At 70.2% G+C, this 25,496-nt stretch carries 27 protein-coding genes; 12 read left to right on the top strand and 15 right to left on the bottom strand.

The window, feature by feature from the left end:
- Positions 1-292: 292 nt before the first annotated feature.
- On the top strand, positions 293-652 hold the full coding sequence (locus tag GUY59_RS22725; protein WP_138202976.1) for a sec-independent translocase: 360 nt from the start codon (positions 293-295) through the stop codon (positions 650-652).
- 79 nt (positions 653-731) lie between these two features.
- Here the strand turns inward: GUY59_RS22725 and GUY59_RS22720 are convergent, their stop codons facing one another.
- Entirely contained in the window at positions 732-1,868 is a 1,137-nt protein-coding gene (locus GUY59_RS22720; RefSeq protein ID WP_132335893.1) for an Mrp/NBP35 family ATP-binding protein, read from the bottom strand.
- A 158-nt stretch (positions 1,869-2,026) separates the two neighbouring features.
- Here GUY59_RS22720 and GUY59_RS22715 point away from each other — a divergent pair, with 158 nt between their 5' ends.
- Complete coding sequence (locus GUY59_RS22715; protein ID WP_252375058.1) at positions 2,027-2,488, top strand: MarR family winged helix-turn-helix transcriptional regulator; 462 nt, start codon at positions 2,027-2,029, stop codon at positions 2,486-2,488.
- Here GUY59_RS22715 and GUY59_RS22710 read toward each other — a convergent pair.
- Together GUY59_RS22710 and GUY59_RS22705 are read right to left on the bottom strand one after the other, a co-directional pair.
- Positions 2,472-2,939, bottom strand: a complete 468-nt coding sequence (locus GUY59_RS22710) for a DUF1003 domain-containing protein (RefSeq protein WP_132335891.1) — start codon at positions 2,937-2,939, stop codon at positions 2,472-2,474. The genes GUY59_RS22715 and GUY59_RS22710 overlap by 17 nt on opposite strands.
- Complete coding sequence (locus GUY59_RS22705; RefSeq protein ID WP_425465094.1) at positions 2,929-4,137, bottom strand: magnesium transporter MgtE N-terminal domain-containing protein; 1,209 nt, start codon at positions 4,135-4,137, stop codon at positions 2,929-2,931. The genes GUY59_RS22710 and GUY59_RS22705 overlap by 11 nt, the downstream gene beginning before the upstream one ends.
- 96 nt (positions 4,138-4,233) lie before the next feature.
- On the opposite strand from GUY59_RS22705, the gene GUY59_RS22700 reads away from it, so the two are divergent.
- Positions 4,234-5,208 (top strand): EamA family transporter, encoded by a 975-nt coding sequence (locus GUY59_RS22700; protein ID WP_138202978.1) that lies wholly within the window; start codon positions 4,234-4,236, stop codon positions 5,206-5,208.
- Here the strand turns inward: GUY59_RS22700 and GUY59_RS22695 are convergent.
- Positions 5,192-5,560 carry a hypothetical protein gene (locus tag GUY59_RS22695; RefSeq protein ID WP_138202980.1) on the bottom strand — a complete coding sequence of 123 codons (369 nt, stop codon included), beginning with the start codon at positions 5,558-5,560 and terminating at the stop codon, positions 5,192-5,194. The genes GUY59_RS22700 and GUY59_RS22695 overlap by 17 nt on opposite strands.
- 50 nt (positions 5,561-5,610) lie before the next feature.
- Between GUY59_RS22695 and GUY59_RS22690 the strand changes: the two genes are divergently transcribed.
- On the top strand, positions 5,611-6,543 hold the full coding sequence (locus GUY59_RS22690) for an HpcH/HpaI aldolase/citrate lyase family protein (RefSeq protein ID WP_138202982.1): 933 nt from the start codon (positions 5,611-5,613) through the stop codon (positions 6,541-6,543).
- Here GUY59_RS22690 and GUY59_RS22685 read toward each other — a convergent pair.
- Positions 6,533-7,078 carry a DUF6529 family protein gene (locus GUY59_RS22685; protein WP_138202984.1) on the bottom strand — a complete coding sequence of 182 codons (546 nt, stop codon included), beginning with the start codon at positions 7,076-7,078 and terminating at the stop codon, positions 6,533-6,535. The two genes, GUY59_RS22690 and GUY59_RS22685, sit on opposite strands and share 11 nt — an antisense overlap.
- Complete coding sequence (locus tag GUY59_RS22680) at positions 7,075-7,800, bottom strand: hypothetical protein (RefSeq protein WP_138202986.1); 726 nt, start codon at positions 7,798-7,800, stop codon at positions 7,075-7,077. The genes GUY59_RS22685 and GUY59_RS22680 overlap by 4 nt, the downstream gene beginning before the upstream one ends.
- A 98-nt stretch (positions 7,801-7,898) precedes the next feature.
- Here GUY59_RS22680 and GUY59_RS22675 point away from each other — a divergent pair, with 98 nt between their 5' ends.
- Both GUY59_RS22675 and GUY59_RS22670 read left to right on the top strand, forming a co-directional pair.
- Entirely contained in the window at positions 7,899-8,885 is a 987-nt protein-coding gene (locus GUY59_RS22675; protein WP_138202988.1) for a CPBP family intramembrane glutamic endopeptidase, read from the top strand.
- 371 nt (positions 8,886-9,256) lie between these two features.
- Positions 9,257-11,980 carry a WD40/YVTN/BNR-like repeat-containing protein gene (locus GUY59_RS22670; protein WP_138202990.1) on the top strand — a complete coding sequence of 908 codons (2,724 nt, stop codon included), beginning with the start codon at positions 9,257-9,259 and terminating at the stop codon, positions 11,978-11,980.
- Between the two features lie 21 nt (positions 11,981-12,001).
- Here GUY59_RS22670 and GUY59_RS22665 read toward each other — a convergent pair whose 3' ends face one another.
- Positions 12,002-12,397, bottom strand: a complete 396-nt coding sequence (locus GUY59_RS22665) for an NUDIX hydrolase (RefSeq protein ID WP_132341802.1) — start codon at positions 12,395-12,397, stop codon at positions 12,002-12,004.
- A gap of 74 nt (positions 12,398-12,471) precedes the next feature.
- On the opposite strand from GUY59_RS22665, the gene GUY59_RS22660 reads away from it, so the two are divergent.
- From GUY59_RS22660 to GUY59_RS22650, 3 genes are read left to right on the top strand one after another with little or no spacing between them, the layout of a single operon-like run.
- Positions 12,472-13,098 carry a DUF6758 family protein gene (locus GUY59_RS22660; protein WP_171055469.1) on the top strand — a complete coding sequence of 209 codons (627 nt, stop codon included), beginning with the start codon at positions 12,472-12,474 and terminating at the stop codon, positions 13,096-13,098.
- A 52-nt stretch (positions 13,099-13,150) separates the two neighbouring features.
- On the top strand, positions 13,151-13,867 hold the full coding sequence (locus tag GUY59_RS22655) for an MBL fold metallo-hydrolase (protein WP_165960111.1): 717 nt from the start codon (positions 13,151-13,153) through the stop codon (positions 13,865-13,867).
- A 54-nt stretch (positions 13,868-13,921) separates the two neighbouring features.
- Positions 13,922-14,830: a RecB family exonuclease gene (locus GUY59_RS22650; protein WP_161714653.1), complete on the top strand. Its 909-nt coding sequence runs from the start codon at positions 13,922-13,924 to the stop codon at positions 14,828-14,830.
- Here the strand turns inward: GUY59_RS22650 and GUY59_RS22645 are convergent.
- The 3 genes from GUY59_RS22645 to GUY59_RS22635 form a co-directional block, all read right to left on the bottom strand.
- Complete coding sequence (locus GUY59_RS22645; RefSeq protein ID WP_201761211.1) at positions 14,827-15,198, bottom strand: oxygenase MpaB family protein; 372 nt, start codon at positions 15,196-15,198, stop codon at positions 14,827-14,829. The genes GUY59_RS22650 and GUY59_RS22645 overlap by 4 nt on opposite strands.
- 20 nt (positions 15,199-15,218) lie before the next feature.
- Positions 15,219-16,109 (bottom strand): alpha/beta fold hydrolase, encoded by an 891-nt coding sequence (locus tag GUY59_RS22640; protein ID WP_138201638.1) that lies wholly within the window; start codon positions 16,107-16,109, stop codon positions 15,219-15,221.
- 311 nt (positions 16,110-16,420) lie between these two features.
- Positions 16,421-18,337, bottom strand: a complete 1,917-nt coding sequence (locus GUY59_RS22635) for a DEAD/DEAH box helicase (protein ID WP_201761209.1) — start codon at positions 18,335-18,337, stop codon at positions 16,421-16,423.
- 361 nt (positions 18,338-18,698) lie between these two features.
- On the opposite strand from GUY59_RS22635, the gene GUY59_RS22630 reads away from it, so the two are divergent.
- Positions 18,699-19,343, top strand: a complete 645-nt coding sequence (locus tag GUY59_RS22630; RefSeq protein WP_132333074.1) for a ferritin-like fold-containing protein — start codon at positions 18,699-18,701, stop codon at positions 19,341-19,343.
- Between the two features lie 372 nt (positions 19,344-19,715).
- On the opposite strand, the gene GUY59_RS22625 is transcribed toward GUY59_RS22630, so the two are convergent.
- The 5 genes from GUY59_RS22625 to ligD (GUY59_RS22605) all read right to left on the bottom strand — a co-directional run bounded on the left by GUY59_RS22625 (position 19,716) and on the right by ligD (GUY59_RS22605) (position 22,742).
- Positions 19,716-19,946, bottom strand: coding sequence for a DUF3107 domain-containing protein (locus tag GUY59_RS22625; RefSeq protein WP_132333075.1), 231 nt, complete (start codon positions 19,944-19,946; stop codon positions 19,716-19,718).
- Positions 19,947-20,036: 90 nt separating this feature from the next.
- Complete coding sequence (locus tag GUY59_RS22620) at positions 20,037-20,657, bottom strand: TetR/AcrR family transcriptional regulator (RefSeq protein WP_165959625.1); 621 nt, start codon at positions 20,655-20,657, stop codon at positions 20,037-20,039.
- A 122-nt stretch (positions 20,658-20,779) separates the two neighbouring features.
- A complete protein-coding gene (locus GUY59_RS22615; protein ID WP_236667410.1) occupies positions 20,780-20,986 on the bottom strand; it encodes a hypothetical protein in 207 nt (68 codons plus the stop codon).
- Positions 20,987-21,018: 32 nt separating this feature from the next.
- Positions 21,019-21,891, bottom strand: a complete 873-nt coding sequence (gene ligD, locus GUY59_RS22610; RefSeq protein WP_138201637.1) for a non-homologous end-joining DNA ligase — start codon at positions 21,889-21,891, stop codon at positions 21,019-21,021.
- Positions 21,888-22,742 carry a non-homologous end-joining DNA ligase gene (gene ligD / locus GUY59_RS22605; protein ID WP_236667409.1) on the bottom strand — a complete coding sequence of 285 codons (855 nt, stop codon included), beginning with the start codon at positions 22,740-22,742 and terminating at the stop codon, positions 21,888-21,890. The genes ligD (GUY59_RS22610) and ligD (GUY59_RS22605) overlap by 4 nt, the downstream gene beginning before the upstream one ends.
- 120 nt (positions 22,743-22,862) lie before the next feature.
- On the opposite strand from ligD (GUY59_RS22605), the gene ku reads away from it, so the two are divergent.
- Positions 22,863-23,729, top strand: a complete 867-nt coding sequence (gene ku, locus GUY59_RS22600; protein ID WP_138201635.1) for a non-homologous end joining protein Ku — start codon at positions 22,863-22,865, stop codon at positions 23,727-23,729.
- Between the two features lie 1,478 nt (positions 23,730-25,207).
- Positions 25,208-25,492 (top strand): hypothetical protein, encoded by a 285-nt coding sequence (locus GUY59_RS22595; RefSeq protein ID WP_132333080.1) that lies wholly within the window; start codon positions 25,208-25,210, stop codon positions 25,490-25,492.
- Positions 25,493-25,496: the final 4 nt, after the last annotated feature.

Genomic DNA, 25,496 nt, shown 5'->3' with positions numbered 1-25,496 from the left:
GAAAAATAAGGATCTTGTACGGCACAGCCGACCCGCCCCCACCCGCCGTCGTGCGTGACCGGCTTTCCAGGGTGACGCTCACCGGCTTCCCCGCCGCGCCGCCGTGACGAACCGGGCCGGGCCGTCCGCGTGGTCGAAGCGGACCCGCGCTCCGCACGCGGTGGCCCGGTGGGCAGGGGCTTTTGCGGTGAAAATGACCATAGGGCGGCGACCGACCTAGGCCGGAGAGCCCTTAGTCTGTGGATAGGCCGGGGTTGTCCTCGGAGAGGTTGGACTGCGGTAGGAGCTCACGGTGTTCGGACTTGGGTGGTGGGAAGTCGCAGCGCTGATCGTGCTCGCGCTGCTCGTCTTCGGCCCCGACAAACTGCCTCAGGCCGCCTCGCAGGCGGGCCGGACGCTGCGCAACCTGCGGCGCATGGCCACCAACGCGCGTGACGACCTGCGCGCGGGGCTGGGCCCGGAGTTCTCGGACTTCGACCCGGCCGACCTCAACCCCCGTACGTTCGTCAGGAAGCATCTCCTCGACGACATCGAGGACGACTACAACAAGCCGCGCGAGCTCGAACCGGCCACCACGGCCCCCGCCACGCCTGACCTGGTGGACGAGCTCGGCTACGGCGAGATCCCCCCTTACGACTCCGAAGCCACCTGACGTCCGTTTCCTGACGTGGGCCGCACGCCGCCGGTCCGCGCGCGACGCGGGCCGGCGGCGAGCGTGCGCGCGGGACGGGTCAGCCGCGGGGTGCCAACCCCAGTTGGAGGCCCTTGAGGCTGGAGGAGCGCTTGCTGAGCGCTCCGGCGATCGAGCGCAGCTCCGTGGCGGCGGGTGAGTCGGGGTCGGTCAGCACCAGAGGCTTGCCCTCGTCGCTGCCCTCCCGCAGCCGCAGGTCGATCGGCACCTGACCGAGCAGCGGCACCCTGGCGCCGAGGGTGCGGGTCAGCGCGTCGGCGACGGTCTGGCCGCCGCCCTCGCCGAACACCGCGATGCGCTCGTCGCAGTGGGGGCACGGCAGCCACGCCATGTTCTCGATGACGCCGGCGATCTGCTGGTGCGTCTGGGCGGCGATCGAGCCGGCGCGCTCGGCCACCTCGGCGGCGGCCATCTGGGGCGTCGTCACGACCAGGATCTCGGCCGACGGCAGCCGCTGCGCCACCGAGATGGCGATGTCGCCGGTGCCCGGGGGCAGGTCGAGCAGGAGCACGTCGAGGTCGCCCCAGTAGACGTCGGCGAGGAACTGGTGCAGAGCCCGGTCGAGCATCGGCCCGCGCCACACCACCGGCGTGTTGCCCTCCGGTTTGAACATGCCGACCGAGATGACCTTGATGTCGTGGGCCACCGGCGGCATGATCATGTCTTCGACCTTGGTGGGCCGTTCGGCGGCGCCCAGCATGCGGGGCACGCTGTGGCCGTAGATGTCGGCGTCGACGATGCCGACCTTGAGTCCGCTCGCGGTCATGGAGGCGGCCAGGTTGACGGTGACGGACGACTTGCCGACGCCGCCCTTGCCGCTGGCCACCGCGAAGACGCGGGTCAGCGAGCCCGGCTGGTTGAAGGGGATCTCCTTCTCCGGGCCCCGGTCGCCGCGCAGTTTGGTCTGCAGGGCCTTGCGCTGCTCGGTGCTCATCACGTCGAGCTCGAGCTGCACGTCCGTCACGCCGTCGAGCTTGGCGACGGCGTTCTTCACGTCGCGGCTGATGGTGTCCTTCATCGGACAGCCGGCCACGGTGAGGTAGACGCCGACGTGCACGGCGCCGCCCGGAGCGATCTCGATGCTCTTGACCATGCCGAGGTCAGTGATCGGGCGACGGATCTCGGGGTCGATGACGGTGGCGAGAGCGGCCGTCACGTTTTCCTGGGTTAGTGCCATCGAAGTCGGCACGAGGGAGTGCCGTCCCTCCTTTGTCGGTATATGTGTGACAGGCGCTGGACGCCAGTGAGGATGCCCCTCCATCGTATGAACCGGAGGCCTCGCTGAGTTAATCCGAGCTGTTAGATGTTCGTGCAACAACGTCCTAAGGTTACTCCGTGACTCTTCTGCGCCACGAGGGCCTCACCGTCGACGAGTTGGCGGTCTGGCGGATGCTGCAGCGGGCCCAGGTGCGCATCACCCGCCACCTGGAGGCGGAGTTGCTGGTCGCCCATGACCTGCCGCTGGCGTCGTACGACGTGCTCATGCAGTTGGCCGAGGCGCCGGAGCGGCGGCTGCGCATGAACGATCTGGCCGACCGCGTGCTGTTGTCCCGCAGCGGGCTGACCAGGCTCATCGACCGGTTGCAGCGCGACGGCCTGGTGGCGCGCGAGGCGTGCGCCGACGACGCGCGCGGGTTGTTCGCGGTGCTGACCGAGCGCGGCGCGTCCAGGCTGGCGGAGGCGACGCCGACCTACCTGCGCGGCATCAGGACGCAGTTCCTCGACATGCTGGGCCCCGACGATATCGGCCAGGTGCGCTCGATGCTCGCCAAGCTCGACATCACCGGCGCTCCCTGAGCTCCTCCAGGAGGTGTCCGAGCTCGGAGCGCAGATAGTCGCGGGTGGCCACCTCGTTCAGCGCCAGGCGCAACCCGGCGATCTCCCGGGTCAGATATTCGATCTCCGCCTGGTTGCGCTCGGCGCTCTCGCGGTCCTGCTCGTACTGGATGCGGTCGCGGTCGTCCTGGCGGTTCTGGGCCAGCAGGATCAGCGGCGCGGCGTAGCTGGCCTGCAGCGACAACATCAGCGTGAGGAAGATGAACGGATAGGGGTCGAACTTCAGGTGCTCGGGCGCGGCGACGTTCCAGATCACCCAGGTCGTCACGAAGACGGTCATGTACACGATGAACCGGGCGGTGCCGAGGAAACGGGCGATGCGCTCCGACAGCCGCCCGAACGCCTCGGGGTCATAGTGCGGACGCAACGACCGCCGCAGGTCGCGAGGCTGGTCGAGGCGTTCAGACGTCATGGTCGGCCCCTTCGCGCCAGTCCTCGGGAAGCAGGTGGTCGAGCACGTCGTCGACGGTCACCGCGCCGACCAGCCGGCCGAACTCGTCGACGACGGGCGCCGCGACCAGGTTGTAGTTGGCCAGGTAGGAGGTGACCTCGTGCAGCGTGAACTCCGGTTTGATGGGGTCGATCGAGGGGTCGAGCACGCCGCCGAGGAGCGTGGACGGCGGCTCGCGCAGCAGCCGCTGGAAGTGCGAGACGCCCAGATAGGTGCCCGTCGGCGTCTCCGTGGGCGGTCTGGTGACGTAGACCTGCGCCGCGACGGCCGGGGTGAGGTCCTGCTGGCGGATGTGGGCGAGGGCCTCGGCCACCGTGGAGGTGGGAGGCAGGATCACGGGCTCGCTGGTCATCACGCCGCCCGCGCTGTCGACCGGGTAGCTGAGCAGGCGCCGCACCGGGGCGGCCTCATCCGGCTCCATCAGCGCCAGCAGCCTGGCCGCCTGCTCCTGCGGCAGGTCGTGCAGCAGGTCGGCGGCGTCGTCGGGCCCCATCTCCTCCAGCACGACGGCGGCTCGTTCGGGCTCCAGCGTGCCGACGATGCCGATCTGGTCGTCGGGCGGGAGCTCTTCGAGCACGTCGGCCAGCCGCTCGTCGCTGAGAGCGCGGGCGATCTCGATGCGGCGCTTGCCCGGCAGCCCGTGCAGCGCGCTGGCCATGTCGGCGGCCCGCAGCGACTCGAACGCGGTGATCAGGCCAGCGGCCCCCTGGTCCTTCTGCAGCGTGTCGAACCCGGACACCTCGTCCCAGTCGACGATGCGCAGGTCGCGCCGGCGGCCCCGGTGGAGTGCGATCTTGGTGATCTCCCACGTGGACGGCCTGACCTCTTCCATGGCCACGTCGTAGACGGTCATCTGCCGGTCGTCGTAGGACACGGCGAGGTCGAGCATCTCGCCGATGACGAGCGTCTCCGTGGCCCGCTGCTCGAACCGGCGCATGTTGAGCCGGCCGGTGAAGACCACGGCGCCGGCCTCGATGCGGCGGACGCGGGTGATGGGCAGGAACACGCGGCGGCGCGGCTGCACCTCGACCACGAAACCGTGCACGGCCGGCCGGCGGGTGAGGCGCAGGCCCGCCACGACGTCCCGCACCCGGCCGATCTGGTCGCCCGCGGGATCGAAGACCGGGGTGCCTTGCAGCCGGCCCACGAAGATCTGCACGTGGCCAGGCTAACAGGGTGTTCCCGTTGCGCCCCGGACCCCGGACGTGTCAGTATCAAACCCGCTTAACGGTCATTACTGGTCAGGTGGTGTGCGATGAGGTATGCGGGGCTGGCGCTCGCGTTCGTGGGATCGTGGTGTTTCGCTTTCGCCGGGCCGATGGCCAAATACCTCATCGAGGCCGGGCTGGAGCCGATGGAGGCCGTCTGGACGCGAATGGCGGGGGCGGGCCTGCTGCTCGTGGCCGTGCTGGCCGTGGTGAGGCCCCGCGCGCTGCGGATCCCGTCCTCGAAGCTGCCGTTCCTCGGTCTCTACGCGGTCATGGGCGTGGCGGGGGTGCAGTCGTTGTACTTCGTGGCCATCACCCGGTTGCCGGTGGGGGTGGCGCTGCTGCTGGAGTTCATGGCGCCGGTGATGGTGGTGGCGTGGGTGCGGGTCGTGCGCAGGGTCAGGCTCGCCGGGGCGGCGTACGTCGGCGCGGTCGTGGCCATCGCGGGCCTCGCGATCGTCGTCGAGGCCTGGCAGGGGTTGCGGATCGACGCGCTGGGACTGCTGCTCGGGCTGCTGGCCGGAGCGTGTTGCGCCGGATATTTCCTCATGTGCGATGGCTTTGGCGACGACATCGACCCTCTCGGCCTGATCGCCTGGGGCCTGCTGGGCGCGGCCGTCCTGCTGCTCCCGTTCTCGCGGCCCTGGAACATCCCCTGGGAGGCCTTCACCGTCTCCGCCACGCCGGAGGGCGCCGTCACGCTCCCGGTGCTCGGGGCCTACCTGTGCATGGCGGTCGTCGGCACCTCGGTCGCGTACATCGTGAGCATGTACGCCGTGCGCCGGTTGTCCGCCGCCGTCGGCGCCACCGTCGCGTCCCTGGAGGTCATCGCGGGCGCGGTGCTGGCCTGGGCACTGGTCGGGGAGACGCTCGGCGTGTTCCAGATCGTGGGCGGGCTGATCGTGCTCTCGGGCGCGCTGCTCGCCCAGACCGCAACCGCCTCGGTCCAGTCAGCGGCCCAGTCAGCGGCGGGGCCGGGACCCGTCGCCGGGGAGCCGGCCGAGGTCACCGCTCCGGGGTGAGGCGCACGACGGTGCATTCGCGGGCCCAGCGCTCGGCGAGGTGCTCACTGTCGCGGGCGTTGAGCCGCTCCTTCGCCAGCGCCGCCATGGCGTCACCGGCCGCGGCCTGGTCGACGACCGACACCGCGGCGTCGAACTCCACCAGCCTGGCGCCGTTGTCCTTGCTGCGCAGCGTGACGTGCACCCGGTCGAGCGCGTCGAGACCGGGCAGCTGCTGCTCCTCGCCCCCCGTCACCACGTAGATCGAGCCGTCGTGCCAGGAGTGCCAGGCCAGGCGCGGGCGATCGAGAGTGAGCCAGAGGATGCCCGACTTCTTCGCGCCCTCTTCGATCGCGGAGGTGTTGTCGCTCACAGCTCCGACTGTACGGCCGGGCCGGGGCCGGGGACGAGTACCGTGTGCGCATGCGTTCCCGTCGTTCGGTGCTCGCCGTGCCCGGCAGCAACCCCCGCTTCCTCGACAAGGCCCAGACCCTGCCCGTCGACGAGGTCTTCCTCGACCTGGAGGACTCCGTCGCCCCGGCGGCCAAGCAGGAGGCGCGAAAGAACATCGTGACCGCGCTGCGCGAGGGCGACTGGTCGGGCAAGACACGGGTGGTCAGGGTCAACGACCTCACCACGCAGTGGGCGTACCGCGACGTGATCGAGGTCGTCGAGGGCGCGGGGGAGTTCGTCGACTGCCTGATGCTGCCCAAGGTCCAGGAGTCCACCGACGTCGTCTGGCTCGACACGCTGCTCACCCAGATCGAGCAGGCCATGGGTCACGAACTGGGCCGCATCGGCATCGAGGCGCAGATCGAGAACGCCCGCGGGCTGGTCAACGTCGACGCCGTCGCGGGTTCGTCGCGGCGGCTGGAGACGCTCGTGTTCGGCCCCGCCGACTTCATGGCCTCGATCAACATGCGGACGCTCGTCGTCGGCGAGCAGCCGCCCGGCTACGTCGAGGGCGACGCCTACCACTACATCCTCATGCGCCTGCTCATGGCGGCGCGGATGCACGACCTGCAGGTGATCGACGGCCCTTACCTGCAGATCAAGGACGTCGAGGGCTTCGAGAAGGTGGCCCGCCGGGCGGCGGCGCTCGGGTTCGACGGCAAGTGGGTGCTGCATCCCTCCCAGGTCGACGCGGCCAACGCGGTGTTCTCGCCCACGCAGGAGGACTATGATCACGCCGAGCTCATCCTGGAGGCGTACGACTACTACACCTCGGTCGAGAAGCGCGGCGCGGTCATGCTGGGCGACGAGATGATCGACGAGGCCTCGCGCAAGATGGCGCTCGTCGTGGCTGCCAAGGGGCGGGCCGCCGGACTCACCCGTACGACGTCCTTCACACCTTGAAGCCGATGGCGGTGAAGAACCAGAACGACGACGTCAGCCAGAGCCCCACGAGCACCGTGAACGCCACCCCGCCGAGCACCGGCAGCGTCCAGCCGGGGGCGCCGCGCTTGGGCAGGGCGAGCATCTTCGTGGTGAACACCCCGTAGAAGAAGCAGCCGAGCAGCGAGTGCACCAGGACCCGTGGAACGTCGTACTGCAGGCCCAGGGCGTAGAGGCAGTGGAAGGCGACGGGGATCGTCAGCAGGAACGCGATCCGGCCCGACCAGCGGTGCACGGCGGGCGGGATGGCGACGCCGAGCCTGTCCCACATCGACAGGGCCGAGACCACCTGTGCGATCGCGAGCACGAACGCGCCGGTGGTGAGCCAGACCTTCATCGGCAGGGCGGCGGAGAAGCCGGCCACGCCGACCGCGAACCCGGTGGGTGTGTGGGCGCGTCCGAAGACGCCGAGCGCGACCACGACGAGCCCGCCGGCGATCAGCGGCCAGACCAGCGGGATCAGACTGCGGGACGGCCGCTGGTGGATGGCGGTCATGACATCTCCTCGATGAAGCCGTCGACGTCCTTGGGGTACACCGTGGTGCCGTCCACGGTCAGGGGGGTGGTGGGCCGCTCGCCGTCCAGCCGCGGGATGTCGAGCTGCTCCTCCCCGAGTACGGCGGCGCCGACCTGGGTGAAGCCGCCCTGCGGGTTCTTCAGCACGATCCAGCCGGCTCTGAGCTTGGCGCCCCTGACGATGGCGGTGGCGCGGTAGAGGCCCGACGGCTTGACGACCGTGGGGGCGACGAAGCTCCACTTCTTGCCGCCGAGCGCGACCGTGCCCCTGGCCTTGCCGCCTGCCAGCGCGGCCGTGACCTTGGCGCTGCCGAAGCCGGCCAGTGACAGCTCGCCCGCCGACTCCTTGCCCTTGAACCAGGCCTCGGTCCTGCCGTCGCAGAAGTAACCGATGGCCTTGCCGTTTCTGATCGAGATGGCGATGAGGCCGCCGTTGCCCTTGACGCGCCCGCCGTAGTCGGCTTTGGCGATCTTCTTCGGCTCCGTGGGGGAGGGCGCGGCGGACGGTTCCGCGGTGTTCCCCGTCGCGGGCGATTCGGTGGCGTTCTGTCGCGCGGGGGTCGTCTCCTCCGTGGAGGGTGCCTCCGCTGCGTTCGCGGCCGTGTTGTCGGCCGCGGGTGCCGCGTTGATGCTGGCGACACCGAGTCCCGCGGCGAGCACGACGCCCGCGGCGAGGGTGATGACAGGTCCCAGCCTTGACATGGACTTCTCCCAGGGTCGAATGCCTACAAACCCGAGCATCCGCCTAAAAGAGCGCGCCGTCTGTGAACTATTGCGCACCAAGCGGACAGAATGAATGGATGCAGGAGAACCCAGGGCCCCATTTTCCGTACGGCGCGCCGCCGCCGGCCCACCCTTATCCGCCGCCACGCCCGTCCTGGTTCCTGCCTACGCCACGCGGGGCCCGCTACGACCATCTGGCGAGGACCGCCGCGTCCCATCCGTGGCGGGCGATCGTCGGCACGCTCGTCGTCGCCGCCGGGTTCTTCACGCTCGGCGTGGTGGTGGTCTTCGCGGGCATGGTGGTGGCGCTGATCGCGGGCATCCCGTTCACGGTGGAGCCCAGCGGGCAACTGTCGGGTAATCCGGTGTTCTCGCTGGTGGTGCTGCTGATGACGCTGGCGCCGATGATCCTGCTCGTGTACGGCACCGTGGCGCTCATCCAGCGCCGCCGCCCCGGCACGATCTCGTCCGTGGCCGGGCGGCTGCGCTGGTCGTGGATGGCGCGCTGCGCGGGGCTGGCGGTCCTGGCGCTGGCGGCCGGCCAGGGCACGCAGATGCTCGTCATGTCGGCGGGGGGCGACGACAGCGAGATGTTCGGCTGGGGAGGCTGGGAGGGCTTCCTGCCGGCGCTGATCGTGATCGTGCTCCTGGTGCCCTTCCAGGCGGCCGCCGAGGAGTACGTCTTCCGCGGCTGGTTCGTGCAGGCGGTCGGCGCGCACGTGCGCAATCCGATCTGGTCGATTCTCGTCGGTGCGGCGTTGTTCGCGTCGTTGCACGGATACCAGCCGGCCGGGCTGGTCGACGTGTTCGTGTTCGGGGCGGCGATGGGCTGGCTGACGGTCCGCACGGGGGGCCTGGAGGCGGCGATCGCGCTGCACGTCATGAACAACCTGCTGGCCTTCGGGCTGAGCGCGGCGGCGGGCAGCCTGGAGGAGGCCCTCGACCAGCCGAACGTGCCGGTGCCGTGGCAGGCGCTGCTGGGCACGCTGGTGCAGCTCGTGGTCTACATGGGTGGTGTGTTGTATCTAGCCAAAAAGCGGTCAATAAGCACTGTCTCTGCATAAATCAGGCGTGAGGTGCCGGGAATCTCGCTAGAGAGGTCTCGCTATTCCGGCTGAGTCATGCTGGTCTGGATCCTGTGGGGACGGCGAGGGTTTCCCGGAGGTAGACGTTTCGACCGTTCCCATGCCCGCACACGACCCGATCCGGACGACCAGACCTGATCGACGAGCACCCGTACGACACGTTCGACGAGGAGGTACGGCGCGTGGCCTCCGGCCCCAGCGAACCGCCACGGCGACCGCCGGGTGACGACGACCCGCGTTCTGAGAGGGCGTCGGAACCGCATTCTTCTGAAGAGCCCAGGATCAGCCATTCGCCGCCAGGGCCCACCGACGACCGGGCCAGGGGCTTACCGCCGGCCTCTCCCTGGGACATGCCGCCGTTCGCCGCCCCCGTCCCGGACGACGAGCCGCCGGAACCGCCCAAGGGGCGCCGGCCGTACAGTTCGCCGACCGCGGAGCCCGAGGTGGAGCCGCGCCGGCCCCGCCGCGTCGTCAACCGTCCCGACAAGCTCGTCGCGGGCGGCCCGCTGTCGGAGCCGGAGCCGGCTGAGGAGGAGCCCGAAACCTACCAGGGCACCCGCATCCCCCCGTACGTGCGGGTCTACCCCGTCGAGGAGCCCCCGGAGACGGAGCCGGTGCCCGAGCCGCCGGAGGAGCAGTCGGAGGACGACGACGAGCCCGGGGTGCGCCGCGTCGGCCGGCCGCCCGCGGGACGCCCCACGCGCCCCGACCTCCTGGTCGCCACCGGGCCTCCCCGCCCCCAGGGATCGAGCGGCAGACACCACAGGGGCCCGGCGCCGGCCGCCATGCGCAGGGCCGGCCCCGTACGCCGCGGCAGCAGGGCGACCCCCATCGTGTTGTCCGTGGCCGCGGCGGTCCTCGTGGCCACCGGGGTGCTCGTGTGGCAGTGGAGCGGCGAGGAGGCGTCCGGCCTGCGCCTGGAGGCGGGCATGGGGCGTTCGGGCGACGAGCTGTTCACCGTTCCCGCGGCGGGCGACGGCGTCAACCAGAAGCTCAACGACATGGCCTCGGCGGACCGCGCCGTGGTGGCGGTCGGTAGCGACACGACGAGCCCCACGCCGCGCCCCCTGTTCCTGTTCTCGCCGGACGGAGGCAAGACCTGGCAGCTCGGCCAGGTGAGCGGCGTCTCCACGCCCACGGTCCAGCGGGTGGTCGGTGGCGACGGGCGCTGGCTGGCCAGCGGCGGCGACGGTTCCTCGGGCGAGCGCGGCCTGTGGACCAGCACCGACGGGTTCAGCTGGTCCGCCGTCGAGCGGCCGGGCCCGGACGCGTTCCGGGCCGGTGACCACATCCACGACATCGCGCGTACGGCCTCCGGGTTCGTCGCGGTGGGGCATACGACGGGGGAGGACGGCGGGTCCGGGGCCGCGGCCTGGCGCTCGGACGACGGCGCCCGCTGGGAGCGAGTCGAGACCAGAGGGCTGGAAGTACGGGAGATCAGGGCCGTGGTGGCCAAGGGCGACACGGTCGTGGCCATCGGGCAACCCGCGGTCGGCGAGGGATCGCGGGTGCTGCGCTCGGCCGACGGCGGGCGTCACTGGCAGGCGACCGGCTTCCAGCTCCCAGAGGCCCTGCCGCGCACCGGGACGCTGGGCCTGCTGCCCAAGCAGTTCGTCCTGGTGCCGACGCGGCAGCGCACGGTCACGGGAGACGTACGCGTCTACTGCTCCCCGACCGGGGCGGAGTGGAAGCAGTGCGGCACCATCGGCGGTCTGAGCGGCGAGAGCCCCGGCGTGGAGTCGCTGATCTCCCACAAGTCCGGCGTCGCGGCGATCACGCAGGCGGGCCTCGGCAAGTACAGCGTGCTGACGAGTACCAACGGCAGCGACTGGAACAAACGGGCCGACTTCGCGGACCTGAGCGGCGCGACGTTGCGCGGGTTCACGATCTCCGACGCCGGCACCCTGTTCGCCGGCGGCGACCAGGCGGCGTCCGACGTGGACAACCAGCTCGTGCTCATGGCCGCGCCCGCGCGCGGCGAGGCGGCGCGCGTCAAGCTCGGCGAGGTCGAGGGGCTGGCGCGGATCGCGCGCGAGACGACCGCGCTGACCAGCTTCTCCGGCAGGTACGTCGCCGTCGGCGCGGCATCCGGCGACGCCGGCCTGTGGACGATCAAAAACTGGCAGAGCTGGAAGTCGATGAGCCTCGGCGGGCCGGGCAGGCAGTCGCTGGGGGACGTCGCGCACGGGGAGCGGGGCTGGCTGGCGGTCGGCGCCACCGAGACGAACGTCGCCGTCACCGACCCCCTCCTCGTGACCTCCGCCGACGGCGAGAGCTGGAAGCGGATCGAGGTCTCCGGCGACCTGGCCCGTGAGCGGGACCATCCCTACCTGACGACGCACGTGGTGACGGCCGGCGAACAGGGCTACGTGCTCGCGGGCGAGTCCAAGGACCAGGCGGGCGTGTCGAGGGCGGCCGTGTGGTTCACTCCTGACCTGCGCAAGTTCACCAGGTCGGAGAAGTTGCCGCACGGCGGTTCGGGGGTGCACATCCACGACGCGGTCGCCAGTTCGGACGGCTTCGTGGCCGTGGGCGGTTCGGGCGCCGCCGACCAGGAGAACAGCGTCGTGTGGCACTCGGACGACGGCGTCAACTGGACCGCTCGCGACCCGGTGTCCCCGCCCGGCGCCACCTCGGCCGGTCTCCGGCGGGTCACCTCGTACCAGGGCAAGATGGTCGCGATCGGCACGGCGCTGGTCGACGGCGCGCGGCGGGCGTTCGCGGCCGCCTCCGACGACGACGGCGCCACGTGGCGTACGGCCTGGCTGCCCGCGGAGCAGGCGGCGGCGGTCTACGACCTGGCGGCGGCCGATGAGGGCCTGGTGGCGGTCGGCTGGCACGGCGCTCCCGGCGAGGGCGACAGCGCGGCCTGGACCTCGCAGGACGGCCTGTCGTGGAACCGGATGGCGCTGACGAAGGACCGGCTGGCGGGGCGGGGCATGCAGTGGTTGTCGGCGGTGGCGGTCTCGCGCGCGGACGACTCGGGGGCGGAGGTCGTGGCGCTCGGCCGGTCCACGACGTACAACGCCGACCATCTCATCCTGTGGACCTCCAGCCTGTCCGCCAGCAGGTAGGGGGATGGTGGGTCCACCCGCTCAGCGGGGCAGCAGGCCCCAGCCGGAGAGCGTGTCGAGCAGGCCCTCCGTGAGCGGCAGCCGGGCCAGTTCGTCCATGCCGCACCACCGCACGTCGGCGGCGTCGTCCCCGGCCGCGGGGGTCCCGTCGGTGACGGCCGCGAGGTAGTCGCGGATCACGTACGTGACCCCGCCCGGCCCCGGTCGTTCCACCGTGCCGGCCAGGCGGCCGACCTCCACGTGCAGCCCCGTCTCCTCCTGGACCTCGCGCCGCAGGCCCGCGGCGTCGGTCTCACCGGGTTCCAGCCTGCCTCCGGGGATGGACCACAGGCCCATGCCGGGCGGATGTCCCCGCCGCACAAGCAGGATTCGGTCAAAAGCATCGAAAATTACTGCACCAACGCAATTTACGCGCACATGACCAAGATTACGACGAGATAACGAGAAGTGCCCTTGACGCAACGCCGAGACAGGAAGCACCGTGGGTAGCTGTGAGAGCGGCTGCAACCTGCCCACGGTGTTCTGGCCGGCTTCACGAGCCGAGCGCCTGGTCGAGTGCGTATCGATGCGACACGCACGGGGATGTCCTGCCCTATCAGCCTCCGTGGCCGCCGACCGATACGGCGCTGGAGGCCATCCGCAAGAGCTCCGTCGTCCCCGTGTGGCTGCCCTGGCCGTTGCCGGCGGGGTGGCTGGTGACCGGCTTCGGCGAGGTGGGCGACCAGCGCACCGGCGCCCGCGCCAGCGTGGTGGCGCTGAGCGGGCCCTCGCTCACCGAAGGGCCTGCCGACCTGCTCGTCATCGCGGAGGAGCCGGGCATCGGGTTGGGGGCGTCGTACGCCGGGCTCGACGGCCCCGACCCGGGGGCGGGGTTCGACGCCGGCCCGCCGAACGCCAAGATCCAGGTGCTCGGCCACCCCACCGCCATGTGGTGCGTGAACGGGCAGGCCGACCGCGCCGTCTACGCCGGTGAGGCGCTGGGCAACTGGTTGTGGACGATCGTCTGGCCGGCCGACGCCGGCTGCCTCATCGCGTTGTCCGAACTGTCGCTGATCGACGCGCGGGATCACGACCTTGATGTCCCTTTCGGTGCGTTCTCTCCCCGACTCGACACCTAGGACGGGCCACGGCGATTCGCGCTCTCCTGCAGAGGAGCTAGAGTGCGGAGGCGTGACAGCGCGTATCGAGCGAGTGGTGACCGAGGGCGTCGTCGACATCGACGGCACCGAGCACAAGGTCGAGAACAACACCTGGATCGTGGGTGACGACGACGAAGTGATCGTCATCGACGCGGCGCGTGACGCCGACAAGATCCTTGAGCAGGTCGGCGAGCGGGAGGTGCTGGCCGTCATCTGCACGGCGGGCCTGCCCGACCACGTCGGCGCCTCCATCGAGGTGGCCAGCAGAGACGAGGCCGTCGTCGCCCTGCACCCCAAGGACAAGCCGTTGTGGCGGGAGACTTGGTCGGAGACCTGGCCCGACATCGACATGGAGGACGACGGCGTCTTCGAGGTGGCCGACGTCCAACTCGACGTCATGGAGACCCCGGGCGTCACGCCCGGCGGCGTGTCGCTCTACTGCGAGGGGCTCGGAGCCGTGTTCACCGGCAAGGCCCTGCAGGCCGACGGCCCCGGCAAGCTGGGCGGCGAATATCCCGCACTGGCCGACCAGCTCACCTCGATCGGCGGGCGGCTGTTCACGCTGCCCGGCGAGACGCGGATTCTGGCCGCCCACGGCGACGAGGTCACGGTCGGCGACCTGGAGCCGCACTTCGACGACTGGGTGTCCGGGTCGCTGACCCGCGTCGACACCGAGCCCGCCGACGACGGCCCGCTCACCGACGGCACCAAGATCTCCGGTATCCGCCTCGGGCCCGGCGACGAGTGAGGCCATGAGCAGGGTGGGCCGGTTCCGCCCGGCGTCCTCGCGGGGCGGGGGCGGATGAACACGCAGCTTCCGCTGGAAGGGATGCCGCGGCGGCTCTACTCCTGCACGCCGTCGCGGCTGAACGCCTGGCTCGACTGCCGCCGCCGCTACCGGTTCACCTATCTGGACCGGCCGCAGCCGTCCAAGGGCCCCGCCTGGGCGCACAACAGCGTCGGGGCGAGCGTGCACAACGCGCTGGCGGGCTGGTGGCGGGAGCCGTACGAACGCAGGACCCCGCTGACGGCGGCCGTGCTCCTCACGAACGGCTGGATCACCAAGGGGTTCAAGGACGCGGAGCAGTCGGTCCGGTGGCTGGGGCGCGCTCGCGACCTCGTGTCCGGATATGTCGCGACTTTAGATCCCGCTGATGATCCGGTCGGCGTCGAACGTACGGTCGCCACCCGCACGAAGGTCGTCGCCCTGTCCGGCCGCATCGACCGGCTCGACCGGCGCGGCGACGAACTCGTCGTGGTCGACTACAAGACCGGCCGCCGCCCGCTCACCCAGGACGACGCCCGTTCGTCGCTCGCCCTGGCCGCGTACGCCATCGCCGCCTCCACCATGATGCGCACGCCCTGCCGCACGGTCGAGCTCCACCACCTGCCGACCGGCGAGATCGTGCAGTGGCGGCACACCGAAGAGTCGCTCACCCGCCACCTGCGCCGCGCGGAGGAGATCGCGAGCGAGGCCGCCGAGGCCGACGAGCGTTACCGCGAGGTCGTGGGAACGCCCGCGCGCAAAGCGGCGGCCCCGCCCGGCGAACGCCCGCCCGCCGCCGGGCCCGCCGCCGTCCCGCCGGAGGTGGACGAGTTGTTCGCGCCCACCCCCGGGCCCATCTGCTCCTGGTGCGACTTCCGCCGCCACTGCCCCGAGGGGCAGGCCGCCGGGCCGGAGCGCCGACCCTGGGACGGGCTCGCCGACTAACCGGGACCGGTCAGCCCCCTGAGTCCTCTGCTCACGTCGTAGCCGGCGGCGCCGAGCCGCTCCCTGGAGGCCCGCAACATCCGCCGTGTGGCCGGCATGAACGCCAGGTCGTGCACGGGCTCGGGCAGCGCGTTCATCGCCAGCCTGAACGCCCGGAGCCCGGCCGTCACGGCCGCCGCCGGCACCTCGGGCAGCACGCCGTACATGCGCCTGGCCCACTCGGGCAGCGTGTGGTAACAGAGGGCGCTAAAAGGAAGCCAGCCGGGTTTGGCGAGGGACAACATCCTCAGCTCCCGCGGCAACCGCGGCCACATCAGGAAGCGCACGGTCTCGGCGGCCTCCCGCGTCACGCGCAGGCTCGGGCGCATCTGCTTGAGGTAGGCGTCCCTTACACGGCGCTGGACCTCGTGTCCAAGTAGTGCTTCTCGGCCGCGTTCCAGAACCTCACCAGCGCCGCCGCCGTCGTCTCCGGCGCCTCCACGGCGGGGGAGTGCACCGCGCCCGGCACGACCACGGAGTCGGCTCCGAGCCTGGCCGCCATCTCCGACTGCGCCTCCGGCGGCCATCCGTCGTCGTGCTCGCCGAACAGGACGAGCGTGGGCAGCTCGATCTGGCGCAGCTCGTCGGTGCGGTCGCGCATGGTCAGCACCTGCTCGGCCATCTGCGACAGGCCCGTCGGCGAGTTGCTGACCAGCCGCTTGTGCAGGAACTCCCTGATGTCGTCGGACACGTCGGCGGCCAGCGCCTCCCGCTCGAACCTGTGATGCCACAGATGCTCGAGGCCCAGCGCGGGCACCTCTTCGGCGATCTTCCTGGCGTTGCGCGCCCGGCGGCCCTCGATGGGGCCGGGGCCCGAGCTCATCAGCGTGAACGACGCGAACTTCGTCACCCCGTCGACCACCGCCTCCCTGGCCACCAGCCCGCCGAAGGAGTGGCCCACCAGGTGCACGGGCTCGCCGTCGCCGACGACCTGGGCCATCGCGTCGATGTCGGCGCCCAGCGCGGCGCAGGTGTAGGCCGTGGGGTCGGCGGGGCCCGGAGTTTCGTACTGTCCGCGCAGATCGACGGCCACGACCCGGCGGCCGGACTGGGCCAGCGTCATCAGGACCGCGATGAAGTCCTCCTTGCTGCCCGTCAGGCCGGGAACCAGGAGCGCGGGCCAGCGCTCGATCACACCACTGACCGGAACAGCCTCCAGGACCGCGAACGTGCCCTGTGGCGTTTCCCTCTTCTGTGGTGCGACGCCAGGCGGCAGGTCGAGGAATCGCGGCGTACTCACGTGGGGCAACAATACCCAGAGGTCAGCGCCTCGACACCGGCATGGCCAGGACGCCGGTGCGAGTTCCGGGGGAGGGGAGCCGGTGCGCGAGGCCCGGAACACCTCGGTGGCCGTCCTCCACACCCCCGTGGCGGGCGCTGAGCGCGCCGTGGGGTCTCCCGCGTACGTGGACAGGCTCATTGGTCCGGTGTGCGGCCGCGCCGCGCGCAGAAGCCCTCACGGCCCGCCGCACGCGAGCCCTACCTACGGACCGGTTTCCCGCGCATGAAAAAGCGCGCACCCGCTCGGGGTGCGCGCTTTCGTTCGCCGTGTCAGCCGGCGCGGCGGCGGTTGCCGCCACCCCCGTTGCCGCCACGGGGCCCGCGCCGCTGCTGCTTGCGCTCGGTCGCCGCGGACGGGGCGATGTCGTCGTCGTCCGTGGCCAGGTCGGGCGACTGGAAGATCACCGTGAACGGGCTCGGCGGGATGATGCGGTCGTGCTCCTTGCGCGCCGGTGGCGGCGGCGTCGACAGGAAGCTCGGCTCCGGCTCGGCCGCCGCGGGCGTCACCGGCTCAGGCCTGGCGACGGGTGCCGCGGGAGCGACCGGCGCAGCCTCGGGACGGGCGTCGGTCCTTGGGCCGGCGTCGGGCCTTGCGCCCGCGTCGGTCGTGGGACCGCCGTCGGGCCAGGCCGCGGGCTCGGGCGCGGGCTCGGGGGCCGAGCCGTTACCGGCGTCCGGCCTGGAGCCGGTGGGCCCGGGGTCGCCCTCGGACCTGGCGGACCGGCGCGAGCGCGTGGGCTTCGCCGGCGCCTCCGGCGCCTCGGTCAGCGCCTGCTCGATCGCCGTGGACGCCGCGCCCCTGCGGGAACGGCCCCGCTTTGGCTCGGCGGCCTGGACCTCGTCCGCCGAGAAGATCGCGGGAGTCTCCTCCGTCTTGCTCTTCACGGTCTCGGCCTCCGTCGTCTCGGCGGGTGCGGTCTCCGCCAGCTCTCGCCCGCCGCGGGTGCGGCGGCGCTGGCGCGGTGTGCGGGCTGGGCGCTCCTCGCGCTCGTCGCGGCGGCGCCCGCCACGCCCGCGGATCCTGCCGGTCTCACCGAGGTCCTCGATGCGCTCCGCGGACAGCCCCGCCCGCGAGCGGCTCGCGCGCGGGAGGACGCCCTTGGTGCCCTCGGGGATGTCGAGCTCGGTGTAGACGTGCGGCGAGGTGGAGTAGGTCTCCTCGGGCTCGGCGAAGTCGAGCCCGAGCATCTGGTTGATCATCTTCCAGCGGGTCAGCTCCTCCCACTCCACGAAAGTGACCGAGATGCCGGTGCGCCCGGCCCGGCCGGTGCGGCCGATGCGGTGCACGTAGGTCTTGTCGTCGGTGGGGCAGTCGTAGTTGACCACGTGGGTGACGTCGTCGATGTCGATGCCGCGCGCCGCCACGTCGGTGGCGACGAGTACGTCGATCTTGCCGTTGCGGAACGCCCGCAGCGCCTGCTCCCGCTGGCCCTGGCCGAGGTCGCCGTGCACGGCCGCGACCGCGAAACCACGCGTGTCGAGCTGCTCGGCGACCATGTCGCAGGCGCGCTTGGTCTCGCAGAAGACCATGGTGAGCCCGCGGCCCTCGGCCTGCAGCAGCCGGCCGAGGATTTCGATCTTGTCCATGCGGTGCACGCGCCAGACGAGCTGGCGGGTCAGCGGCGTGGTCTCGCCCTCGCCGTTTTCGAGCTCGGCGCGTATGTGCGTCGGGCGGTTGAGGTATTTGCGCGACAGCGCGACGATCTCGCCCGGCATGGTGGCCGAGAACAGCATCGTCTGCCGCTGCGCCGGGATCAGCTTGAAGATCCGCTCGATGTCGGGCAGGAAGCCGAGGTCGAGCATCCGGTCGGCCTCGTCGAGCACGAGGGTGGTGACCTGGGTCAGGTCGAGATGCTTCTGCTTGACCAGGTCGAGCAGGCGGCCCGGGGTGCCGACGATGACGTCGACCCCGGCCTTGAGCGCCTCGATCTGCGGCTCGTACGCCCGCCCGCCGTAAACGGTCAGAACCCGGGAACCGAGTTTGCCCGCGGCGGTGACGAGGTCTTCGCTGACCTGGACGGCCAGCTCGCGGGTCGGTACGACGACCAGCCCGCGCGGCTTCTTGCGGTTTTTGCGTGGCTTGCCGATGCCCTGGAGCATGGCGATGCCGAACGCGTAGGTCTTTCCCGTGCCCGTGCGTGCCTGGCCGATGAGGTCCTGGCCGCTCAGCGCGAGCGGGAGTGCCATTTCCTGGATGGGAAACGGTGCGACGATGCCCTCGGTCTCGAGGGCATCGGCGATCTCTGGTGTGACTCCGAGGTCTCGGAAAGTCGTCAGCGTGGCCTGCCTCAGTCTCAAATGAAGGCGGGCCTGCCGGGACCGACGGGCGGAAAACAGCCCCCGTGTCGTGGGTCCTCGCGGTAGAGCCAGCCCTCTCGCGTCATCAGCGACCGCGCACCCGGGGAACGGGGGTCAATCGGGGGAAACCCCCCGAATTTACACAGTGCGGTCGCACTTTCACAGAGCAGTGTACTCGATACCACAACGCTGACCGAGCTTGCATATGTTCCCGAAGAATCCATGAGCCCCGCAAAGTACGCTGCCATCCATGAAGGAGTCTCCTGGAGTCGTCGATCTGCTCGGTGTGCTGGCCTACGCGGAGTTGAGCGCTTACGCGCGAATGACCGAGGACGCCGCGTCCCTCGCGCCCTCCCTCACCGACCGGGCGGCGCTCAGCGAGCTCGCCGTCACCGAGTTCGCCCATTTCCGCCTGCTGCGCGACCGGCTGGCCGAGCTGGGCGCCGATCCCGCGGAGGCGATGACGCCGTTCGTCGCGGCGCTGGACGCCTGGCACGCGCAGACCCGGCCGGCCGACTGGTTGCAGGCGCTGGTCAAGACGTACGTGGGCGACGGCATCGCGCTCGACTTCTACCGGGAGGCGGCCAGGCACCTCGACCCGTCGATCGCCAAGCTGGTCGATGAGGTGCTGGTGGACGAGGGACGGTCGAAGTTCGCGGTCGAAGGGGTGCGGGCGGGCATCCAGGCCGACCCGGCGGCCAGCGGGCGGCTGGCGCTGTGGGCGCGGCGGCTCGTCGGCGAGGCGCTCAGCCAGGGGCAGCAGGTGGCCTCGGCGCGGCCGGAGCTGGCGCTGCTGCTGATGGAGTCGGCCGGCGAGGGCCACACGGACATATCCCGACTTTTCGCGAAACTGACCGAGGCGCACAACCAACGTATGGCGGCCATGGGCCTTTAGGCGGGCGCGTTGTCGGCATCGGGCGGCGCGCGGGCACACAACGGTTGTACCGTGCCAGACATGAGGGCCTCGCGCCGCTACCGCACGATCTCGACGAGATGCAGGCCGGAAAGCTGGACTCCGCGGGCAGTGCTGCGGAGACAGAGCGCCGCCTGCCCGACCACGGAGCCGAGGCGGCACGCCGTGCTCCGGCCGCGCAGGCCCAGGGGCTGCCGACTCGGAAAGCCGCTCGCCCAAGGGTGAGCCGCCCGGCCCGGGAGGAGTCACCCCGGCGGGAGGCGAGCCGCCCGTCCGGAGGTGAGCCGAGCCAGGGGAGAGCGGTGCGCCTGCGTCCGGGGTGCGGCGCGTGCGCCGCACCCCGCTCACAAGTGTCTAGAGCGTGCCGCCGAACCCGACCGGCCTCGACTCGTCCTCACCGATCTCGATGAAGCCGAGCGAACCGACCGGCACCACGATGCGCCTGCCCTTGCTGTCGGTCAGGGTGAACACACCACGCTCGACCGACAGCGCGTTTCTGATCTCCTCCTCCACCTGCTCGGCGGTGAGGTCGGTTTCGACAACGAGCTCGCGGTGCACGGAACGCACGCCGATCTTGACTTCCATCCTGGCTCCCTAGTCGACGGGGCTGGCCCACTCCCCATGGTGACCGTTCGTTCCGGCGGTGACCGCTGTTGATCGCGCCCAGCGAACGGGTTATGCCGTACGCGGAAAACCGCTGATGCCGCGCCAGGCGAGCCGGGCCATGAGCTGCTCGGCCGCGTCCTTCGGGATCGAGCCGTGCGTGGTGACCCAGTAGCGGGCGCTCACCTCCGCCATGCCGACCAGGCCGACACCGAGCAGGTGCGCCTCGTCGCTGGTGCACCCGGTGTCCTCCTGGATGACCGCGCTGACCATCTCGGCGCACTCCCGCAACGACCGCTCCACCCGCTGACGGACCGGCGCGACGTTGCGCAGATCGGACTCGAAGACCAGCCGGAACGCCTCGCCCTGGGTGGAGACGAAGTCGAAGAACGCGCTGAACGTGGCCTGCACGCGCAGTTTGTTCTCCTGGGTGGAGGCCAGCGCCTCGCGGCACCGGTTGACCATGTCGTCGACGTGGAGGTCGAGCAGCGCCAGATAAAGCTCCAGCTTGCCGGGGAAGTGCTGGTAGAGCACCGGCTTGCTGACGCCGGCCCGGTCGGCGATCTCGTCCATGGCGGCCGCGTGATAGCCGTTCTCGACGAACACTTCCTGCGCGGCGCTCAGCAGCTGCCGGCGTCGGGCGAGTCGGGGCAGCCGGGTGCCCCGGGGCTTCGCGTCCGGGGTTGCGGTCACGCGGGTCTCCATAGGTCTCTCAGCGGGGCTGTGCGGACATCCTACGGGCGCGTCGACGAGCCCTCGGTGACGATGGTCACCGACGAGCCGTCTTCGCGCAGGGTCATCGCCGTGGAGCCGGTTCAGCGATAGTCGTCGTCGTCGAGCTCCACGACGCGGTCCTGGTCGGCCGCGTCGGCGGGGTCGACGTCGAGCGGCAGCTCGCTGCGCAGCCTGCCGACGGGACGGATCTCGCGCTGCTGCTCGGCGGCGTCGGCCTCGGGCGTCTCGATCGAGCGCTCGTCCTCCGCCTCGTAGGCTTCGTCCCCGCGTATGTCCATCTCTGACATGTGGTCCCCCTCTTGGTGTGGACGGGTCCAGACTACGCCCGGCTGAAAAGGTCGCCGCGGTTCTCCACTCTGGCGAGTACGTCAGGCGCCGTGAACACCAGCTCCTCGGGGCGCTCGCAGCCCTCGACCTCCTTCCACAACAAAGGTGTCGAGACCGTCGGCTGCTCCCTGGCCCGCAGCGAGTACGGCGCCACGGTCGTCTTGGCCGGGTTGTTCTGGCTCCAGTCGATGAACACCTTGCCCGGCCTGGCCTTCTTCGCCATCACGCTGACGATCTCGTTCGGGCGCTCCTTCTCCAGGAGCTGGGCCAGCCGTTTGGCGAAGGCGGAGGGCTCCTCGCGGCAGTCCCAGTCGGCGTACAGCTGCATGCCCTTGTTGCCGCTGGTCTTCGGCACCGCGACGAGCCCTTCGGACTTGAGCACGTCGCGGAGCAGGAGCGCCACGCGGCAACACTCGACGATCGTGGCGGGCGGCCCGGGGTCGAGGTCGAACACGAGCGTGTCGGGCGGCAGCGCCTGTCCGTCGTCGTCGACGCGCCACTGGGGCACGTGCAGTTCGAGTGCGGCCAGGTTGGCGTAGTAGACGAGGGTGGGCAGGTCCCCGACGACGGCGAAGTCGATGCTCTCGCGGTTCTTGGTGCTGCCGGGCGCGGGCAGGTTGACCCGTCTGACCCAGCCGGGGGTGTGCTCGGGGGCGTTCTTCTCGAAGAAGGACTGGCCGGTGACGCCGTTCGGGAACCGCTTGACGGTCAGGGGCCTGCCGGCGAGATGCGGCAGCAGGACGGGGGCGATGCGGGTGTAGTAGTCGATGACCTCGGCCTTGGTGAAGCCGTAGTCGGGATAGAGCACCTTGTCCAGGTTGCTCAGCGCCAGCTCGCGCCCGTCGACCTTGACCGGCACCTTCATGGCGTCACCTCCGAGGGGAGCTTGTCGGGGCGCAGCCCGCGCCACACGGGGTGCCGCAGCCGCTGCTCGTCGGTCCACATCGTGTAAGCCACCTCCCCGACGAGATCTGGCCTAACCCACCGATTCCGCCACGGAACCTCGTTGCAGAACGGGCTGCGCGCGACCTCCAGCGGGCGCAGCCGGGCGTGAAGATCATCCAGTACGGCGTCCGTGAACCCCGTGCCGACGTGCCCCACGTACATCAGGCCGGCGTCGATGAACACCCCCATCAGCAGTGACCCGATCCCGCCGGCCCGGCGGCCCTTGCCGGGCTTCCAGCCGCCGATCACCACCTCCCTGGTGCTCAGATGCTTGACCTTGACCCACCATGGTGAGCGGGTGCCCGGCCGGTAGGGCGCGTCCAGCCGCTTGGCGACCACACCCTCCAGACCCTGCTCGTACGTGGCCGCCAGCAGGTCGGAGTCGCCGGGGAAGTACGGGGGCGCGCCGACGTCGAGCTCGTCGAGGAGCGCGCGGCGGTCGCCGTAGGGCAGGTCGAAGAGTGGCATGCCGTCGAGGTAGAGCAGGTCGAACGGCATGTACGTGACGGGGTACCGCTTGAGCACGGCCGGCTCCGGGTCGGTCTGGTGCATCCGGTGCTGCAGCCGGACGAAGCTGGGCCTGCCCTTCGGGTCGAGTGCCACGACCTCGCCGTCGATGATCGCGTTCTTGACCCCGAACCCTGAAATGAACCCCGAAATTTCCGGATATCGCTGCGTGTACTCGACCCCGTGCCGCCCCGTCACCCGTACGCCGCCCTCGACGTGGACAAGAGCCCGGATGCCATCCCACTTGACCTCAAGCCCGTACATGTGGTGATCGGAGGGCATCTCTCCCGGTACGGCAAGCATTGGTTCGACCGGGTATGGCATTGGTTGCCCCATGACGGGTATGTGCCCATCGGTGGGCCGTTGAGTGCTGAGGAGTTGCGTATGCGCAGCATCTGGAAAGGTGCGATCTCCTTCGGGCTGGTCACCATCCCGGTCAAGCTCTACTCGGCGACCGAGCAGAAGGACGTGACCTTCCACCAGGTGCACCGCAAGGACGGCGGGCGGATCCGGTACAAGCGCGTGTGCACCGTCGACGGCGAAGAGGTCCCCTACTCCGACATCGCCAAGGGGTACGAGCTGGGCACCGGCGAGGTGGTCGTGCTGACCGACGAGGACTTCGAGGGCCTGCCGCTCAGCACCTCACGTCGGATCGACGTGCTCCAGTTCGCCCCCGCGGACCAGATCGACCCCATCTACTTCGCCAAGTCGTACTACCTGGAGCCCGACGCGCAGGGGGCGAAGCCGTACGTGCTGCTGCGCGACGCCCTGGAGAGCTCGGGCCAGGTGGCGGTGGTCAAGGTGGCCCTGCGCCAGCGAGAGTCGCTGGCCACGCTGAGGGTCAGGAACGGCATCTTCGTACTGGAGACGATGCTCTGGCCCGACGAGATCCGCACGCCCGACTTCCCCTTCCTGGAGGAGGACATCGAGGTACGCGCGCAGGAGCTCAAGATGGCCGAGTCGTTGATCACCACCATGGAGTCCGACTTCGACCCGAGCGAGTACCACGACACGTACCGCGAGGCCCTGCAGGAGGTCATCGAGGCGAAGGTCGCGGGCAAGGAGGTGGTCGCCGCCCGCGAGGAGGAAGAAGAAGGTCCCGCCGTGGACCTCATGGCCGCGCTGAGGGCGAGCGTCGAGGCGGCCAAGAAGGAGCGGGAAGGCGCTCCGGCCAAGCAGAAGAAGGCCGGCGGGAAGTCCAAGGACGAGGACAAGACCGCCTCCAAACGCAAGACCCGCAAGTCCGCGTAAGCCGCTGCTGATTCCACAGGCAGGTATCAGCGTTCCCGGACGTGCCCGTCCGGAAGGTCCGTTAACGGCGTCACCAGAGCACGGGTGTGCTCCGGTGACCTGATGACGGTCCCGCGTTTCCCTCCGCTGTGCTGCTTCTGCGTCACCTGCCCGCCCCGCGTCCGTCTGACCGGCAGTTGGCGACCCGACGGGCGGCAGCGGCCGGGGTCTCCTCCGCGATCGACGTACCGGACGCAGCCTGGCGGACGCGCGGGCCCTGCCCCCGGCACGACGCGACCCTTCCAGCGGTACACCGCCGGGCCCAGGCACAGACATCCGCCGCCTACGCCGCTCCCTGCGTGGCGACCGCGTGGGTGCCAGGGCGAGACGTATCCCGGACACCAAGGCGGCCGGGCCGCCCGGCACGGGCTGCTGCGCCCCTTGTTCTAGCTGTGATGCCCGACATCGGTGCGGGCGGATCACGTCGGTGCCGGGAGCCGCTGCCATGGCCATTCACCGATTCGGACATAACGGATAATTCATAGCATTTCATTGCATAAATGTTTAATAGAAGCAATAACATTGTTAATGCCTAGCAAAATGGGGCGATAGCTGTTTGTCTCACCTCGTGGCGGAAATGACATTCCGTGGATGACTCTTCAGCAGCCGTCCAAGACTGTTTTCTGTTTATCGGGAAACGCGAGAACGGGGCAATCGATCCTTTAGGGGGAAAACGCAATGCCCAAGCTCAAGAGTGCTATCGCAGGCCTCGCCATCAGTACGGCCCTGACCGGCGGCGCCGTCGCCGTTGGTGCGGCGACGACCTCGTCCGCCGCCGGTGCCGCCACCCAGGTCAGCACCGGTACGTCCGTGGTCGCGGGTGGCTGCCACGGTTGGTGGCGCTGCGGATGGCGCCGTCATCACCACCACAGGACGCACGTGAAGGTGAAGGTCCACAACCGGAACCGCAACATCAACAGGTTCCCGCGTCCGACTCCGACTCCGACGATCACGGTCACCGCCACTCCTGCTCCTGCTCCTGAAGAGTAAGGTGACCCGCCGGAACGGCGCAGGAATGATCGGTCGTCTTTCACGTACGGTCTCCGCTCGCGGGGGAGCGGAATCGACCGGGTGAAATTCCGGCCCTCGGGGACGGGACGTGCATTTTTCGCGCGGTCCGTCCCCGAGCAACATTTCTTCACGTTGTTACGGCAATTCTTGGCGAGGGCTCCGCCGGCATCCGCCGCCGGGGCCCTCGCTGTCGTCGTTCTGCTGGTGATCGGGTCCTTTATTTCATGCGGTGTGGCGTAATGTCCATGTAGGTGTCTGTGGTTAGGAAAGGCTTGCTAATTCCAGTTAGATGGCGATTGTGTCGGATATATGCAGACTGCGGATGAGCCGTTAACGGTGCATCCGTGCTGCTTCCCGGAAATCTGGCAGCTGCCGGTTATCCGGGTGTGCAGAGAACGGGGCAATCGATCCTTTAGGGGGAAAACGCAATGCCCAAGCTTAAAAGTGTTATCGCAGGCCTCGCCGTCAGCACGGCGCTGACCGGCGGCGTGGTCGCCGCGGGCGCGACCACGAGTGCTGCCAGCGCCGCCACCACCCAGGTCAGCGCGGGCACGTCCGTCCTGGCGGGCGGCCACTGCCACAAGCGCCGCTGCGGCTGGGGCTGGGGCCGGGCCAAGTGGCGCCGCCACCACCACGGCCACGGCCGCATCCGGATCGTCATCATCAACCGGAACCACAACCACAACCGCTTCGACCACGACCGGTTCAGGTGACCGG

The organism is Nonomuraea sp. K271 (assembly GCF_009908215.1).
In the GTDB taxonomy this organism is placed as follows: domain Bacteria; phylum Actinomycetota; class Actinomycetes; order Streptosporangiales; family Streptosporangiaceae; genus Nonomuraea; species Nonomuraea longispora.
This window is presented reverse-complemented; position numbering and strand designations above follow the sequence as displayed.

Coding starts and splice junctions, on each gene's coding strand:
- GUY59_RS22720 (WP_132335893.1), bottom strand. CDS start 1,868: ATGGCACTAACCCAGGAAAACGTGACGGCCGCTCTCGCCACCGTCATC.
- GUY59_RS22710 (WP_132335891.1), bottom strand. CDS start 2,939: ATGACGTCTGAACGCCTCGACCAGCCTCGCGACCTGCGGCGGTCGTTG.
- GUY59_RS22700 (WP_138202978.1), top strand. CDS start 4,234: ATGAGGTATGCGGGGCTGGCGCTCGCGTTCGTGGGATCGTGGTGTTTC.
- GUY59_RS22690 (WP_138202982.1), top strand. CDS start 5,611: ATGCGTTCCCGTCGTTCGGTGCTCGCCGTGCCCGGCAGCAACCCCCGC.
- GUY59_RS22685 (WP_138202984.1), bottom strand. CDS start 7,078: ATGACCGCCATCCACCAGCGGCCGTCCCGCAGTCTGATCCCGCTGGTC.
- GUY59_RS22680 (WP_138202986.1), bottom strand. CDS start 7,800: ATGTCAAGGCTGGGACCTGTCATCACCCTCGCCGCGGGCGTCGTGCTC.
- GUY59_RS22675 (WP_138202988.1), top strand. CDS start 7,899: ATGCAGGAGAACCCAGGGCCCCATTTTCCGTACGGCGCGCCGCCGCCG.
- GUY59_RS22670 (WP_138202990.1), top strand. CDS start 9,257: ATGCCGCCGTTCGCCGCCCCCGTCCCGGACGACGAGCCGCCGGAACCG.
- GUY59_RS22650 (WP_161714653.1), top strand. CDS start 13,922: ATGAACACGCAGCTTCCGCTGGAAGGGATGCCGCGGCGGCTCTACTCC.
- GUY59_RS22645 (WP_201761211.1), bottom strand. CDS start 15,198: ATGCGCCCGAGCCTGCGCGTGACGCGGGAGGCCGCCGAGACCGTGCGC.
- GUY59_RS22635 (WP_201761209.1), bottom strand. CDS start 18,337: ATGGCACTCCCGCTCGCGCTGAGCGGCCAGGACCTCATCGGCCAGGCA.
- GUY59_RS22630 (WP_132333074.1), top strand. CDS start 18,699: ATGAAGGAGTCTCCTGGAGTCGTCGATCTGCTCGGTGTGCTGGCCTAC.
- GUY59_RS22625 (WP_132333075.1), bottom strand. CDS start 19,946: ATGGAAGTCAAGATCGGCGTGCGTTCCGTGCACCGCGAGCTCGTTGTC.
- GUY59_RS22615 (WP_236667410.1), bottom strand. CDS start 20,986: ATGTCAGAGATGGACATACGCGGGGACGAAGCCTACGAGGCGGAGGAC.
- ligD (WP_138201637.1), bottom strand. CDS start 21,891: ATGAAGGTGCCGGTCAAGGTCGACGGGCGCGAGCTGGCGCTGAGCAAC.
- ligD (WP_236667409.1), bottom strand. CDS start 22,742: ATGTACGGGCTTGAGGTCAAGTGGGATGGCATCCGGGCTCTTGTCCAC.
- ku (WP_138201635.1), top strand. CDS start 22,863: ATGCGCAGCATCTGGAAAGGTGCGATCTCCTTCGGGCTGGTCACCATC.
- GUY59_RS22595 (WP_132333080.1), top strand. CDS start 25,208: ATGCCCAAGCTTAAAAGTGTTATCGCAGGCCTCGCCGTCAGCACGGCG.